The sequence below is a fragment of the Roseovarius sp. 217 genome, from assembly GCF_000152845.1.
GTDB lineage: Bacteria > Pseudomonadota > Alphaproteobacteria > Rhodobacterales > Rhodobacteraceae > Roseovarius.
In genome coordinates this window covers 2387463-2402299 of record NZ_CH902584.1, presented here as the reverse complement: position 1 = coordinate 2402299, position 14837 = coordinate 2387463, and the positions used below count along the sequence as shown (strand labels likewise).

General features: G+C 59.5%; 14 protein-coding genes and 1 tRNA gene. 5 read left to right on the top strand and 10 right to left on the bottom strand.

The window, feature by feature from the left end; genetic code table 11:
• Nucleotides 1-11 precede the first annotated feature (11 nt).
• From ROS217_RS11455 to ROS217_RS11440, 4 genes are read right to left on the bottom strand one after another with little or no spacing between them, the layout of a single operon-like run.
• Entirely contained in the window at nucleotides 12-1136 is a 1125-nt protein-coding gene (locus ROS217_RS11455) for a DNA polymerase III subunit delta' (protein WP_009817913.1), read from the bottom strand.
• Nucleotides 1133-1759, bottom strand: a complete 627-nt coding sequence (tmk, locus tag ROS217_RS11450) for a dTMP kinase (protein ID WP_009817912.1) — start codon at nucleotides 1757-1759, stop codon at nucleotides 1133-1135. The genes ROS217_RS11455 and tmk overlap by 4 nt, the downstream gene beginning before the upstream one ends.
• Nucleotides 1756-2919 (bottom strand): D-alanyl-D-alanine carboxypeptidase family protein, encoded by a 1164-nt coding sequence (locus ROS217_RS11445; RefSeq protein ID WP_009817911.1) that lies wholly within the window; start codon nucleotides 2917-2919, stop codon nucleotides 1756-1758. Before ROS217_RS11445 ends, tmk begins: the two co-directional genes overlap by 4 nt.
• Nucleotides 2920-2934: 15 nt before the next feature.
• Nucleotides 2935-3858 carry an SPOR domain-containing protein gene (locus tag ROS217_RS11440; protein WP_040651371.1) on the bottom strand — a complete coding sequence of 308 codons (924 nt, stop codon included), beginning with the start codon at nucleotides 3856-3858 and terminating at the stop codon, nucleotides 2935-2937.
• Between the two features lie 270 nt (nucleotides 3859-4128).
• Between ROS217_RS11440 and ROS217_RS11435 the strand changes: the two genes are divergently transcribed.
• From ROS217_RS11435 to ROS217_RS23195, 3 genes are all read left to right on the top strand, one after another.
• Nucleotides 4129-4216, top strand: a tRNA-Ser gene (locus ROS217_RS11435).
• A 358-nt stretch (nucleotides 4217-4574) separates the two neighbouring features.
• A complete protein-coding gene (locus ROS217_RS24700; protein ID WP_254656416.1) occupies nucleotides 4575-4811 on the top strand; it encodes a helix-turn-helix transcriptional regulator in 237 nt (78 codons plus the stop codon).
• A gap of 120 nt (nucleotides 4812-4931) precedes the next feature.
• Nucleotides 4932-6719 carry a DUF927 domain-containing protein gene (locus ROS217_RS23195; protein WP_083781541.1) on the top strand — a complete coding sequence of 596 codons (1788 nt, stop codon included), beginning with the start codon at nucleotides 4932-4934 and terminating at the stop codon, nucleotides 6717-6719.
• Between the two features lie 211 nt (nucleotides 6720-6930).
• On the opposite strand, the gene ROS217_RS11420 is transcribed toward ROS217_RS23195, so the two are convergent.
• The 4 genes from ROS217_RS11420 to ROS217_RS11405 all read right to left on the bottom strand — a co-directional run bounded on the left by ROS217_RS11420 (nucleotide 6931) and on the right by ROS217_RS11405 (nucleotide 10744).
• Nucleotides 6931-8214 carry a TRAP transporter large permease gene (locus tag ROS217_RS11420; protein ID WP_198134886.1) on the bottom strand — a complete coding sequence of 428 codons (1284 nt, stop codon included), beginning with the start codon at nucleotides 8212-8214 and terminating at the stop codon, nucleotides 6931-6933.
• Between the two features lie 3 nt (nucleotides 8215-8217).
• The gene (locus ROS217_RS11415) at nucleotides 8218-8841 is read right to left on the bottom strand and encodes a TRAP transporter small permease subunit (RefSeq protein WP_254656415.1); all 624 of its coding nucleotides are present in this window, start codon (nucleotides 8839-8841) and stop codon (nucleotides 8218-8220) included.
• Between the two features lie 64 nt (nucleotides 8842-8905).
• Nucleotides 8906-9964: a TRAP transporter substrate-binding protein gene (locus ROS217_RS11410; protein WP_009817905.1), complete on the bottom strand. Its 1059-nt coding sequence runs from the start codon at nucleotides 9962-9964 to the stop codon at nucleotides 8906-8908.
• 57 nt (nucleotides 9965-10021) lie between these two features.
• Nucleotides 10022-10744 carry an isochorismatase family protein gene (locus ROS217_RS11405; protein ID WP_037298602.1) on the bottom strand — a complete coding sequence of 241 codons (723 nt, stop codon included), beginning with the start codon at nucleotides 10742-10744 and terminating at the stop codon, nucleotides 10022-10024.
• Nucleotides 10745-10870: 126 nt separating this feature from the next.
• Between ROS217_RS11405 and ROS217_RS11400 the strand changes: the two genes are divergently transcribed.
• On the top strand, nucleotides 10871-11809 hold the full coding sequence (locus tag ROS217_RS11400) for a LysR family transcriptional regulator (RefSeq protein ID WP_254656414.1): 939 nt from the start codon (nucleotides 10871-10873) through the stop codon (nucleotides 11807-11809).
• Nucleotides 11810-12040: 231 nt separating this feature from the next.
• A complete protein-coding gene (locus tag ROS217_RS11395) occupies nucleotides 12041-12442 on the top strand; it encodes a helix-turn-helix domain-containing protein (RefSeq protein ID WP_009817902.1) in 402 nt (133 codons plus the stop codon).
• Between the two features lie 963 nt (nucleotides 12443-13405).
• Here the strand turns inward: ROS217_RS11395 and ROS217_RS11390 are convergent.
• Nucleotides 13406-14029, bottom strand: a complete 624-nt coding sequence (locus tag ROS217_RS11390; RefSeq protein ID WP_009817900.1) for a hypothetical protein — start codon at nucleotides 14027-14029, stop codon at nucleotides 13406-13408.
• 21 nt (nucleotides 14030-14050) lie between these two features.
• Entirely contained in the window at nucleotides 14051-14779 is a 729-nt protein-coding gene (locus ROS217_RS11385) for a HupE/UreJ family protein (protein WP_009817899.1), read from the bottom strand.
• Nucleotides 14780-14837: the final 58 nt, after the last annotated feature.

The window sequence follows — 14837 nt, the reverse complement described above, 5'->3', positions numbered from 1 at the left end:
TTGGTGGGGGCTCAGGCCCCGGCGGTTTGCTGAATCCTGAACACCGTATCTAGGACCAGGCTGGCAGGGTCAAGGTTGACCGCCCGCCCATGGCGTGCGCGCGCTCCAATTGCCTCGGCACAGTCGGCCCAGTCGCGCCCCTTGCGGGCATCGGGCGCCAGCCGCGCCAGCAAAGCCGCCTCGCCCGGTGCTGCCTCGGCGCGTGGCGCATGGCCGGTGGCCCCGGCCCGCGCCAACCGCGCCAGCATGAGGTCAGTCAGGGAAAAGAGCAGGTCAAGCCGCTCTTCCGCGCCCCGCGTCGCCGCCGCCTCGGCCAGTCGCAGGGCGCGGGGGCGGTCCAGGCGCGGCAGGCTTTCCATCAGGCCGACGAGGTCCGAATAGAGCTTGAGCCCTCCGAGATTGAGCAGCCGCACCGCAGCCCCGACCGACCCACCCGACAGTTCCGCCAGTGCCGCCGGATCGCCTTCGGGCGCAATTCCCGCCTGGTCCAGCGCCTGCGCAATGTCTTGCGGTCCCAGAGGCGCAAGCCGCAGCGTGCGACAGCGCGAGCGGATCGTGGGCAAAAGACCAGAGGGCTGATGCGATATGAGCAACAGCACCGTGCGCGCGGGCGGCTCTTCCAGCATCTTGAGGATGGCATTGGCCGCTTGGGTATTGAGTTCATCCGCCGCATCGACGATCACCACCCGCCGCCCGCCATCGGCGGCCGAAAGGGCAAAGAAATTACCCAGACGCCGCACTTCGGAGACGCGGATTTCGGCGGCCAGCCGGTCGCCCTTATCGGTGGGGCCGCGTCGGAGCAGGAACAATCCCGGATCAGACAGCGCCAGCAAGCGCCGCGACACCGGATGATCCGGGCCTATATCAAGCGTTGCGGGCGACGGCGGCGCACCAAAGAGCCCCTCTTCCTGCACCAACGGTGTGGCCAGCAAAAACCGCGCGATGCGCCATGCCAGCGTCGCCTTGCCCACGCCGCGCGGCCCGGTGATCAGCCAGCCGTGATGCAGCCGTCCGGTGTTGAACGCATCGAGAAATTCCGCCTCCGCCGCGTCCTGTCCGAAAAGCCGCGCGGTTTCGCGCGGGTGTGGCGCGCCTTCGACACAGTCCGGTTCCGGCAGCAGCCCATCATCGCTCATGGCAGGTGCGCCTGCACCACGCGGGCCACATCCTCTGCCACCGCGTCCAAGTCGCCCGCGCCGTCGATCACCGCGAAACGGGGGGCGAATTCCTGCGCCAAGGCCAGAAACCCGGCACGCATCCGCGCCTGCATCCCCTCGCCAAACGACTCGAACCGCGCCTCGGCCCCGCCACGCGACAGTGCCCGGCCCAGACCCACGCCGGGGTCGATATCAATCAATACCGTCAAATCCGGCTCGCGTCCGATCATCAGCCCGTGCAACTGATCCACAAGCCCGCGCAAATCGCTCCGGCCAAGGCCCTGATACATCCGCGTGCTATCGGCAAAGCGGTCGCAGATCACCACCGCGCCACGGTCCAGCGCGGGGGCAATCACCCGCTCCAGATGGTCGCGGCGCGCGGCGGTAAAGAGCAGGATTTCGGTCTCGGCAGACCAGCGGTCCTTGTCGCCTTCGAGCACCAGACGCCGGATTTCCTCGGCCCCCGGACTGCCCCCCGGTTCACGCGTCAGCACCACATCGCGGCCCACCCCGCGCAGCGCCTCTGCCAGACGTCGCGCTTGTGTGGATTTGCCCGACCCGTCGATCCCTTCAAAGCTGAGGAACAGCCCCTGCCCGCTCAAAGCGCCCCCTCGGGGCCCTGTTGCAACCGAGTCAGAAGCACGCCCGAGACGGTGCGAATCCGGGTCATGAACCCGCCCTGCGGCACATCTTCGGCGGCCACGAGCGGCACCCGTGTCTTGGGCAGCCCTTCTGGCGCAAAGACCAGTTCGGCCAACACATCGCCCTTGGCCACCGGCGCACGCACCGGCCCGGTATAAACCACCTCGCCCTTCAACTCGCCGCCATCAAGCACCGGCAGAAGGGTCGAGACATCCTCGGCCACGGTCAGGCCCACGCTCGTCGTCTCTCCCATCCAGACATCGGCACGCGCCACTTCATCGCCAGCCGTGAGCACGGATTTCTGCGCAAACTGGCGAAACGCCCAATTCACGATCGCCTCGGATTCCCGCGCGCGGTCCTGTGTTGTCGCCAGTCCCGAGATCACGAAAATCACCCGACGGTCGCCCTGAATGGCCGATCCGGTCAGGCCAAAGCCAGCTTGTTCTGTGTGTCCGGTCTTGAGACCATCCGCCCCGATGCCCAATCCCAGCAAGGGATTGCGGTTGTTGATATTGCTGGGGGCGCGCCCGTCAAAGCGAAACTCGGTTTCGGCAAACATTTTGTAGAAATCGGGGAAATCTTCGATGATGTGCCGCGCCAAAAGCGCCAGATCGCGCACGCTCATCACATGTCCCTCAGCCGGCCATCCGCTGGCATTGCGGAACATGGAATTGGTCATCCCCATCTGTTGCGCGCGCTGCGTCATAAAGCGGGCAAACCCCGCCTCGGTGCCGTCCGGACTCAGCGCCTCGGCAATCACCGCGCAGGCGTCATTGCCGGACAGAACGATGATCCCGCGCAACAGATCCTCGACCCTCACCCGGTCGGTGGTATCGAGAAACATGGTCGAGCCACCATAGCTCATGGCGTGCTCCGACACGGGCAGGCGTTCATCGAGCGTCAGTCGCCCGCTGCGCACCGCCTCGAAGGCCACATAGAGCGTCATCAATTTGGACATGGACGCGGGCGGCAGGGCAGTATCAGCGTTCTTGTCCAACAACACGGTGCCGGTGGTCACGTCCATGACAAACGCCGCCTTGGCGCTGGTTTCAAAGGCCTGCACAGGCAGTGCCACCCCGAGGCACAGCAGCGCTGCGGCGATATGGCGACTAAGGATCATTTGCTCCTATTCCTCTCAGTTGGTGACGGCATAGGCATCGTCAAAGCCAATCCCCTTGATCTTGTTGAGCAGTGTGGTCCGCTCCGACGCACTGGTCGCGGGGCCGACGATCACCCGCCAAAAGGCCTTGCCTTGGGTGTTCTGTTCCAGAACCGTTGGAACCATCCCAGCCTGCCGCATCGCGGTCGCGGTATTGCGGGCGTTCTCTTCCACACTGAAAATCCCGATCTGGATGTAGGGTTTGTCAAGACTGGAGGTGCGTGCCGGAACGGGCGCAGCCGCAGGGCGCGCCACCGGCGCGGGAGAGGCCACAGGGGACACCTCGCCAGCCGCAGCCTGTTCCACGTCAGCCGCGTCAATCGCAGCGGCGGCCCCCGCCACCGGATCAAGCGCCGTAGCCTCGATGTCCGCCGGGGCGGCAAGGGTCATGGCCTCATCCGGGACCGCGTCGGCTTCGGGGGCCGCTTCTTGCGCCTCTTCCCGGCGCAGAGCGGTCACGTTGAGCTGAACCGGTGCGCCGGCCAGCATGCCAAGCGCAGCAGCGGCATCCGAGGACACCTGCAACGCTGGTCCGGGGACATCCCGCTCACGCCGGAAAAGCGCCCCGATCACGAATTTCGAATCCGATGTGCTGCGGATGATGACCCGCTCAGGTTCCTTGACATCCGGATGCGCCACCCAGACCCCGCCCAGCGATGGCCGCCCATCCCAGAGCCCCATATCGGTGACTTGAAACACGTCAGGGGCCTCGACATCGCGCTCCACCAGCTTGACCGACGCGCGCGACGCCGTGGCACCCTGCGCAGAGGCCTGCCCGGCGCTGTCGGGCTTCAAAGAAAACTTGCCGCTCTCATCGCATCCTGCCAGCACCGCAATCGCCGCACCGACAAGGACCAGCCGAGACAGCCCTGCCTGCGTGCCCTGTTTCAGAAATGTCATCTCTTGCCCCTTGCCCCTTGCCTTCTCGTGCATCCATCCGGCCTGAGCCGCCGGTTTTCCGGTCGGGCCTGTTCTCGCCCCGGCATGATCCTGCGCGCGTACTCTAACCGCTTGCCCATCGCGTGAAAAGTGCGCAGGCGGCATATGCGCGATTTTCCCCACGAAACACCTCTTTTAGAATCGCCAAGACCTCTGTAGGCACCGGCGAACCACACATATGCCAGAGCGGTCGATTGCACCGGTTTTGGAATTTGGTGTAGGGAGAGTTACGGAAGCTTGGCAGAGTGGTCGATTGCACTGGTCTTGAAAACCAGCGTACCGAGAGGTACCCAGGGTTCGAATCCCTGAGCTTCCGCCATATTTTCCTTTAAGATTATGTTTTTATGGCGATTTAAGTGTGGGTCGCAAATTGTGCCACCATAAATGCCACCAACATTAACGCCATTGCATGCCATTCGGTGCAACCGCCTGCATCTGCTGCTGGTGCTTCGATCAATTAATGCATGACGATTTTCAAGCGAGAGTCGACGTGATTCATGCTCATGCGGACACACCGACATAGGAAAATTCGCGCTCGACGCAGAATCCTACGGCAATCCGCGAAAAACTATGCTAAACGCCTACTTACATCAACCTGCACACGTCCTATCCCCGTCGGAGGCTACAAAACAGCCGACGGGGTAAAAAGTCGTGTGCTCAACTCAAGGAGACGTCGAGTGTCATTAATCTCTACTACCTACTATTTGTCCGTCGAGCAAGTCGCAAAGCGCTTCAGCGTCTCGAAGGACACGATTTGGCGCTGGAAACGGAACGGCGAATTCCCGGCGCCGGTAAAGCTGGGTGGAACAACCACCCGCTGGCGTCTTTCCGATATCGAAGAGTATGAGAGCCAGCTCATCTGCGGCTTGATCACCTACTTCGACATCGAGCCCGCCAGCGTGACCCTGCACTGACGCCTCTCCAGGTATCCCGACATCCGTAAGGTCTGCGTCACGGCGTAGACTCAGCTCCACCCCCTGCGCGTCCTGTGTCGCGCCGGTCTCTCCAGTCCTGTCCAAATCGGAATTTCCCCAATGAGCAACATCCCTACCTCCTCTTCGTCCCCGAACGTTCTGACGTTTCCGGCCGGTGCAACTGCCGCGTCCTCGAAAGCCCAGTTCCGTGATGACACCCTTCCCTCTGTCGGCATGCCGGCGGGCTACGCTGCCGATGAGAACGGCATCTATGAACTGCGTGAGACCAAGGAGGGTGATGCGATTTCTGTGCGCATCTGCTCTCCAGTGGTTATAAAGGGGCGGTGCAAGACTGCTGGGGCTAAAGGATGGGGACGTGTCCTTGAGGTGCAGGACCCCGATGGCGGTTGGCATCAGGTGGTGCTCTCCAACCAGCAGGTTTCCGGGTCGCCCAACGTGGCCCTCCCTCCTCTCTTCGACCTTGGCTTCGAACTGGAACCGGTCGCCAAAGCGGCGGAAAGCGTGATGCGCCTGCTGTCCTCATGGCGGCCCGGCCCGGTGTATCTGCGCTTCGACCGGCTCGGCTGGACCGACACCAAGCATGACGCCTTCGTGCTCGGCGGTGGCCATGTCATTGGCAATGCCCTTGTGGCGACAGACAGCGTCTCCGAGGATCTGATGGCAGGGCTCCACAGCAGGGGCACGTTGGCGGCATGGAAGGAGGAGGTCGCAGCCCCCTGCGTCGGTAATCCGCTGATGATGCTGGCCGTCGCTCATGCCTTAACCGGACCGCTGCTGTCGGTCCTTGGGCTGACCGGCGGTGGCTTTCATTTGCGCGGTCTTTCATCGAAAGGCAAGTCGACGATCCAGTATGCCGCCTCATCCGTCTGGGGGGAGCGGTCACTGCTGCAGAGCTGGGACGGCACGCCGAGCGGTTTTCAGGCAACTGCCGCAGTGTTCAACGACACGTTCTTGAACATTGAGGAGCTGCACAAAGCCGATCCCAGGACTGTCGGAGACACGATTTACACGCTGGCCGATGGTCGGGGCAGACTCAGGGCAAGATCGAATGGGAAGCTTCAGGCACCGCAGCGGTGGCGCATTCCTATCCTGTCGAGCGGCGAGGTCTCGCTCGAAGAGCATATGGCCAGCGCCGGTTGCAAGATGTTCGCAGGACAGGACGTGCGTCTGATCAATCTCGAAGCGGACTCTCGTGCGGAAGGTGCATTCGATGTGCTGCACGGATCGGAGAACAGCAAGGCCTTTGCCGAACGTGTCGACCGCGCATGCCTTGAGAATTACGGGCACGCCGGTCCTATCTTCGTCGAAGAAGTGATGAGGAAGATCGATAAGGTGGAGAACTGGCGTGGGTTGATTGATAACTTCTGCCGCGTCGTCGGAAAGGCGGCGGATGTGTCGCCCAGAGACGGTCAAGTCCAGCGTGTCCTGAAGCGTTTCGCGCTGGCGGCACTTGCTGGAGAACTGGCCACGCAGGTGGGACTGACCGGCTGGTCTGTAAACGCGGCTCGGACGGCGGCAGAGGAGATGTTTCTGACTTGGTTCGAGCACCGGGACGGCACCACGAACGAGGAGATCGCTAAAGCGGTGCAGCGCACGAAGGATTATATCTCGAAGCACCTCGATCGTTTCCAGACCATCGGCACCACCGACCATGATCCGGTTGATGGCTGGCGGGATCAACACTGGTTTTACATTCTGCCCGAGCGCTGGCAGGCGATCCACGCAGGTCATGACCTGAAAGAGATGACGCAGCTGCACGCAAACGGGGGACTGCTGAAGACCCAGAAGGGCGTCGGCTATCAGGTGCGGATGGGCCGCAACATCCCGAGCCGCCCCAGAGCATACGCGGTTCACGCGGCAAAGCTCTTGGGCACGACCGAGGCCTGAGTGACGATCTGGCCGGGTCCTGTGAATGCGAGAGAGGTGGTTTGCCTCTCTCCACCATTGGACCACGTGGACCACTTGGACCGGGAAAGCTGTTTAAATTCAACGCGGTCCAAGTGGTCCCATCGGCCCAATGCGGAAACAACAACATTTGGTATCGTGTAGCAAAACGCATGACTGATCATTTCCACAACACCGGAGCAGTGCCATTGTTCTACCCAAAGGTTTCTGGCAGCCAGAGCGCGATCTGGGGGAAGGCGAGCAACAGGGCAATCATTATCATAAGGGCGGCGAGAAACGGCAAAGAGCCGATGATGACATCGTTGATCGAGCCTTTGCCACGCACACCCTGGATGACGTAGAGATTGACCCCGATCGGTGGTGTGATTAGGGCCGTTTCCAGCATCAGCATCATCAGAATACCAAACCAGACCAGATCAAATCCAAGGCCTGCGACGATCGGGGCCAAGAGCGGAGTGGCGATCAAGAGAAGCGAGAAGGCTTCCATGAAGCAGCCAAGGATCATGAAAGCGATAACAATCACGATCATGGTTTGCATCGGGCTAAGGCCTAAACCATTGATGAACCCGGCCAAGAGGTCCGTCAGGCCGACCACCGCAAGCACGAAGTTCAGGAATACGGCCGCAAATACAATGAGCATCACCATCGCTGTCGTGCGCATCGTGCTTTCGATCGCAAGGCGCAGCATCTCGATCCGCAAGCTGCCATTCCAAGCAGCTAGTGCCAGTGAGGCGATCACGCCAAGGGAGGCGGCTTCAGTCGGGGTCGCAAGCCCGGCATAGATCGAGCCGACAACCACAACAAAAATCCCGATTGGCGGCACAAGGTCCGGCAAAGAATGTAGACGCGTGGCCCAGGTGCTATGCTCAGGTTTTCCTCCCCAAGAGGGGCGGATCAGACAAGCAATCAGCACAGTGAGCATGAAGAGCCCCGCTAGAATGGCTCCGGGCAGAAAGCCAGCGAGATAGAGTTTTGGAACAGAAGTATCCGTCAAGAGCGCGTAGACGATCATGTTGATCGAAGGCGGGATGAGAATGCCAAGGGTGCCACCCGCCGCCAGCGTGCCCATGAAGAGGCTTGGGTTGTAGCCTTTCTTGGCGATCTGCGGCATGGCCACCGTGCCAACTGTAGCGGCCGTGGCAATGGAAGAGCCAGAGGTTGCCGCAAACAGCGTTGAGGCTCCGATGTTAGAATGCATCAAGCCACCCGGCAGCCAAGAAATCCAATGCGAGAGGGCGCCATACATCCGCTCCGCGATACCAGCGCGTAGCAGGATCTCGCCCATCAGGATAAAGAGCGGCACCGCAATTAGGATGAAATCAATGCTGTTGGTCCAGAAGATGTCACCAATCGCTAGGTAAAGTGGCATGGGCGAATACAGCGAGGCAAGCGCCAGTGCGAGGATGCCCACTACAGCGGCGATGGGCACGCTTAGGGAAATCAAGCCAAACAGCAAACTTGTTGCAGATCCCAACATCTCTCATTCTCCTGCGGGCACGGCTTGGGCCGTTGAGTTTGCACCATGAGGGTTTGGCCGCACGCCTTGTAACTCTTCTTCGATTTCCTCATCCATCGAGGGCGCCCCTCCAAGAGCTTGCAACCGGTCGAACTGTCCTCGCATCAGCGCAGTGATCATACCGCCCAGCAGACACAGAAGCGTGAGGCAAAAGAGCACCCAGCCAGTCACCCACAGTCCTTGCGGCAAGATCAATGGCGTGTGCAGAGGCGTGATCGAATGCGCGTCAGTCGACCATGTGAGGGCCACCGTCGCCAGTGCGCGCCATGTGACGATTCCGGCAAAGAGGGCCATCAGGGCCATTCCGAGAATGTCGAGCCAAGCCTGTGCAATGCGCGGGAGCCGCATGTAGAGCACATCAATACGGACATTGGCGCGGTGCAGCGCGGCGTAGGGCAAGGCAAAAGCGGTCGCAATTGCGAAAAGATATCCGGACAGTTCATCCGCGCCACCGATGCTGGCACCGAAGAATTTACGCGCGATGACATCCACAGTGACCATGACGGCCGAGATCAGCATCATGCTGCCTCCGATCCACACGGCGAATTGCGACAGTCGAAAGAGATAAGAGACGAGTGTGGAATACATGGTGGTCCCAATCTGTGAAGGCAGATACCGCAGGGTGCGCATGCGCCCTGCGGTGTAAGTGCGTTCAACTTTCAGGTTGCGGTGCCGCGAGTCCAGCAGCTTTGCCTGCGCTCTCGTTCCAGGCGTCGATGCAGTCACCGCCACAGCGTGCCGCCCAACGCTTGAGCACGAACTCGTCCAAGATTTTCTGTCGTGCGTCTTTGTCTGCCTCGCCGGGCACAGTCAAGGTGGCGCTTCCCGCTTCCCCAAAGGCACAATCCGGACCCGTGCCGGTCAGGCAAGCCACGCCCATGTCTTGTTCCGAGGCTGCGATTTTCCAGCCGGACTCTTCCATAGCGGCGAAATTCTCAGTCAATGCTGTGCGGGTGGTTTCGTCCAACCCCTCCCAAAGCTTTGCGTTTACCGCGGTGAAGGTGATGGAATAACCGACAGGCAGGGCGAAAACATGGTTGATGACCTCATGCCAGCTCGCCTTGTAAGCCGAAACCGGATCAGTGATGGCACAGTCTGCCACGCCCTTTTCCAGTGCTGGCACCACTTCTGCAAAGGGCAGCGTCACGGTCACGGCCCCGGCCCCTTCGACAAAATCGCCGAGCGTCGCAGAATGCACCCGCACTTTGCGACCCTTGAGGTCCGCAATCCCGGCAATCGCATCGCGGCAATAAATCATGGAGGCAGGCCATGGATGAAGCGACACGATCGTTGCGCCATAGGTATCACGGAAAATCTTGTCCATCGTGGGCCGATAGGCTTCAACCACGGCACGCATCGTGTCGAAGTCCGAAGCGATGCTGGACAGGTCCGCGCCTTCGATGGCTGGGTTCTCTGAGGCAACATAACTGCCCAGCCCATGCGCCACCTCGAACACGCCGAGTTTCAAGAGGCGCATGACCTCTGTTCCCTTCAGCCCCGCCTCGGTGATCGGGATGGCATCGCCAGTGATGGCCCCACCGGTAGCGGCCGGAATCTGATCGCTCCAGAATGGCTGCTCGACATTCTGCCACGAAGACAGGTTGCCCCAGGTTCCGACCACCTTGAATTGATGCGGCGTGATCTCTTCCGCGAAAGCGCTGCCACCGGCCAAGGCCACCACTGTGGTTAGCATGATTGTTTTCATTTTCATTTTTATGTCCCTGTTGTGTGAGGTGTTGGGCGCCTCAGGCACGAGGCGCCCGTGGTTTTATTCAGCGGCGGCTTTTACCCCAGCCAGACCATTGATGTAATCGACGCATTCATCCACCGATTTCACGTCGCCAAACTTGGCGTCTATGTCAAATAGGTTCCACGCCACGGCCCCCGGCACTCGGTCGCCAATGCACTCGCGCACCGCGATAGGACGGAAGCCATCTGCAATCCCGTCACAAACGGTCTGACGCACGCAAGCACAGGCGGTGACACCCGTCACGAGGATGGTGTCGACATCATTGGCGCGCAGGATACCCGCCAATTCCGTTCCATGAAAGGATGAGGCGCGCTTCTTGAGCAGCGTGTATTCCCCCTCAACAGGCGCGATACGGCTGTCGATGGCCCAAAGTTCCTTGTCGGCCAGATCCACCACATCCACCGGAATCTTGTTGTGCCAGAGGCCCATATCGGTGAAGGACGCGTTGCGATCAGTGATCTCATATGCGGTCGTCACATGCACAACAGGCAGGTTTTGCGCGCGAAATGCCTTGAGCAGGCGCTGCATGCCGGGGATGATTTCATTGTCCATCTTTTCCTGATCACAGGTAAAGGGATTGCCAGGACGGGTCCAGGCATTGGCCAGATCGACACTGACCAGCGCCGGGCGTTTGCCAAAGCCCACACGCCGCTGAAAGCCGCGCTCTTGATAGAGCTTGGTCGAGGCGTCGAACGCCGCCTGCAACATCTTGTCGAGTTCTCGGTTGTCAATATCGCTCATTCGGTTCTCCTTGGCCCCGAGGGCCGGGTCTTGGTTGTTGGTTCCGAGCCTGATGCGGTCTCCGATCCGGCTGGCAAGACAGAAGGTGCCGAAGGAGGCCATCAAAGAGAATTGACAGTTGGGCAAATGTTGATGCACCTGATGCATCAATCGAACCCTATTTCGGAGGCGCGGATGCAGAACCTGCCCGATATCTCTTTGCTGCAATCATTTGCCGTTGTTGCCGAAGAGCTGAATTTCCGGCGCAGCGCGGAACGTCTAGCGCTCGATCAATCGGCGCTCAGTCGTCGTATTCAGAAGCTGGAGGCGCAATTGGGCTACCCGCTGTTTGAGCGCAGCACGCGAGAGGTGACGCTGACGCCCGCCGGGCAGAGTTTTTTTCGCAGCGTGTCCAACTTGCTCTACGATTGCTCGAATTCAATCCTAGAGGCGCGGCGCATCGCCGAAGGTCAGACCGGACAGGTGCGCGTCGGCTACATGGCCTTTGCCGCAACCGAGTTGCTTCCGCAGACTGTCGCGCGGTTTCGCAAACGGCATCCCGACGTAGCACTGGAGTTGAAATACATCCGAACCCAGGGCCAGAAAGTGGCGCTTGCGAATGACGAGATTGACGTGGGGTTTCTGATCGGCCCGTTCGACAACAGCGAATATCACAGCGTGCTTCTCGCGTCGGACTTGCTCTATCTCGTGATGCCCAAAGGACATCCTTTGCTGAAAAAGGCGGAAATTGCACCCGATGACATCCTTGAACAGGATCTGATTATTGGGGACATGGCGCAATGGGGAGAGTATCGCTATCGCCTCGACGACCTGTTCAACCCCTTGGGAATTACCCTGACACCCAGCCTAGAGGCTGCGAATACGCTGGCTCTGATTGGTCTGGTCGCAGCCGGCCTTGGCGTCACGATCTACCCCGAGAGCCTGATCGGATTTCTGGGTCAAAATGTCGATGTTCGCCCCATCGTGCATAAGAACTTCCGAATTCGCACCCTACTGGTCTGGAAACGCACCAACCGGGCACGCAATACATTGAACTTTGTCGAGACCGCTAAAGACAGATTTTGAGGTGGTTTTCTGGCGTCCTTGCTATCGCACCGAGGGCAAGGTGGTTGGTGTTCTTTGAGTCTTGGAAGGCGAGGGCCGCAAATAAGGTTTGCGCACTATTCTAGCCCACACGTTCAAGAATAAATCTGCGGAGCACAACAAAATCCTCATCCTGCCGAACAGCCCCATAGCAGAATTTCTATAATGAATTCAGCAGCATGTGCTGTGCATCAGATTGAGAGAGACCCAGAGATGACCAAGAAACCGCATCAAGCCACCCAGCTGGCGCAGTTTGTCGAGCGCCGCATTTTAGAACTGAAGCCGAAGAAAACACAGGGCGAGATCGCCGCGCAGGCGGGCTTCAACAACGCCAATATGATCACGATGATAAAGCAGGGAAAGTCCAAGGCGGCGCTCGATCGTATCCCGGCGTTGGCACGCGCCCTTGAGGTGGACCCGGCCTACCTCATGCGGCTTGCCCTGGAGCAAGCGATCGGCCGGACCGCCGCTGCTGCGGTCATCGAGATTTTTGGCGAACCGATCACCGAAAACGAGACATCTTGGGTCAAGGCGATCCGCACAGCCTCTGACAACAGCGATCCGCGCCTGACCAGCCGGTCGCAGGCGGCGATCAATGCGGTTTTCGGAAAGTGAGCGAGATGCTGCAGATGGAAGATCTCACTGAGAATGAACGCAGTTGGCTCGAATTCCTGCGGATGATCAGTCTGGACTGCGACCCGGCACCGACCTTGCGGCGCTTGCAGCTTCTGCGGCGGGTCTGTGAGGCTAGGAGAGGGTAGGCAGGAGTGGGTGTGAATCCGCTGCGAGGAATGGCTGGACTGCCGCTCCTCGCCGGATCCCGTTTGATGGCGTCCACGAGGTTGCCGAAGGTTTACCTGATGGAAATAGTGGGAAACCTTTGGGTCGCGAATTGAGGGCAAAATGCACCTGAAATTGCCCAGAATGGGCATGAAAGGTTGTCGTTAAGTTTACCTTAAGTTGACAAAATTAATCGGAAATGACGTTTTTCTGGAAGTTGATGAAAACATTGTCGATCTGAAATGCCTACAAAATAAAGAGAAACGTCAAAACGGAACCACGAGAGCAGGCCGGGAGAAACGGTCGCACCGTAACGCAATGTCAGGCGCATCGTCACTTCGTGTTGAGATGCGGAACGCAGTCATGGACCACCCCAGAGCGCCGGGCAGTCGTCCTTCACACTGATGATGCGTCGAACGTGCAGAGGGGCCGTAATAGGAAGACGTGGTGAGGCGCTTTGTCAGCATGGATGAGGCATGGGGGAGAGGAGCTTGGCGGCGATATTGGTCGGAGCGAGGATCATCTATGGGAGCGTGGCAACGCCAGAGCGCACCATGTGCTGCAGTCAGCTGACCGTGACGGAACTCCTGATGCAAAAGGCGCGAGTGGCGCATAGCAGACGGTCAAGAAAACCGTGAGCTTATCGTGCGTCTTCTCCGAAGTTGACACTCTCGCGACACTCGCAACTTTACCGTAGGCAGAACTTTGGCAGTGATCGCTGTTTTTCGGGAATGATCGCATTGCCGCGACCAGTGGAAAATCCGCCATCCGCTGCAACAGCGAATGGCGGCGTTCACATCAATAGGTTTCGACGATATCGCTGTATTCACCGCGCAGCTGTATCGTCATGGTGATGGGCGTGCTATCGCGGTTGCGCCAGAACCAGCCGTGATCACCGGCGAATGGCGCTTCGATGGTGCCCTCGCCTTCGGTCTGACCAGCACCACGCTCATAGTCGACAGACTCGCCGCCGCTGTGGGCGTGCAGGTCAAAATTGACCCGTCCCCCTGCTGCGGTCCATGCATAGGTGACCGTGCTGCCAGCCTCCATCGTCATCTTGATTTCGGCCGTATCACCAGGTTCCAGAACGAAGGTCACTTCGTCTTGCCAGACTTCCTGCGCATGGGCAGCGCCGACGAACAGGTTGAACACGCTGTCCAGAACGCTTGAGGATTGATCAAGGGCGCGCTGTTCATCCAGCAGACGGTCCGCTTCGGCCTCTGCGGCCAGCTGAACCTTGATCTCGCCCATTTCGGTCAGGCCCAGAACGCGGCCAACGCCTGTGGGGTCGATCGCATATTCCGCAGGCAGATATACCGTGACCATGATTGCAACTGCGCCGATGCCCGCCATGATGGAGGAGCGGAACAACTGCGCCTTGGTCGGCAGTTCATCAAGTTTTGGTTTGGGTGCATTATGCATGTGACTATCCTTTCTTTTTTTTTAGGTTGAAGCGATGTAACCGGCGACCTGATTGGCCGTCAGCCAGATGCCAAGGCCCATCATCAGCACGTTGGCGATGGTGGCTTGGCGCATGAAGTTGGGGCTGCGCCGCCAGTAGCCCATGACGATCAGAATAACGGCAAGGGCGAGCAATTGGCCCACCTCGACTCCGACGTTGAAGGCTAGAAGGTTGGGCAGCAGACCGTCCTGCGGGATCTGATATTCAAGGATTTTTGTAGCCAGACCCGTGCCGTGAATCAGCCCGAAGATCAGTGTGGCCGCCTTGGTGTTGGGCTGAAAGCCAAACCATTTCTGATAATAGCCAAGGTTGTCGAGCGCCTTGTAAACCACCGACAGCCCGATGATCGCATCGATGATATAGGCATTGATGCCCCAGCCATACCAGACGCCGAGCAGCATGGTGACAGAATGGCCGATGGCAAAAAGGCTGACATAGATGCCGACATCCTTCATCCGGTAAAGGAAGAAGACGACACCCAACAGGAACAGGATGTGGTCATAACCTGTGACCATGTGTTTGGCCCCAAGGTAGATGAAGGGGATGATCTTTACCCCCCAGATTTCCTGAATGTAGCCCGCGTCACCTGCAGTGACGTTATGGGCAAGCGCTTGGGCAGCCGTCAGCATGAACGCTGCAAGCAGCATAAAGGTCAGCGCAAGCGGCCGGCTTGGTGCCACGGCGCGCAAGACCCGCGAAGTCGAGGTCATGGATTTTTCTCCAGCATGCAATTGATGGGTAGCTTGTGCCGCAATGCGGCCCGCATCA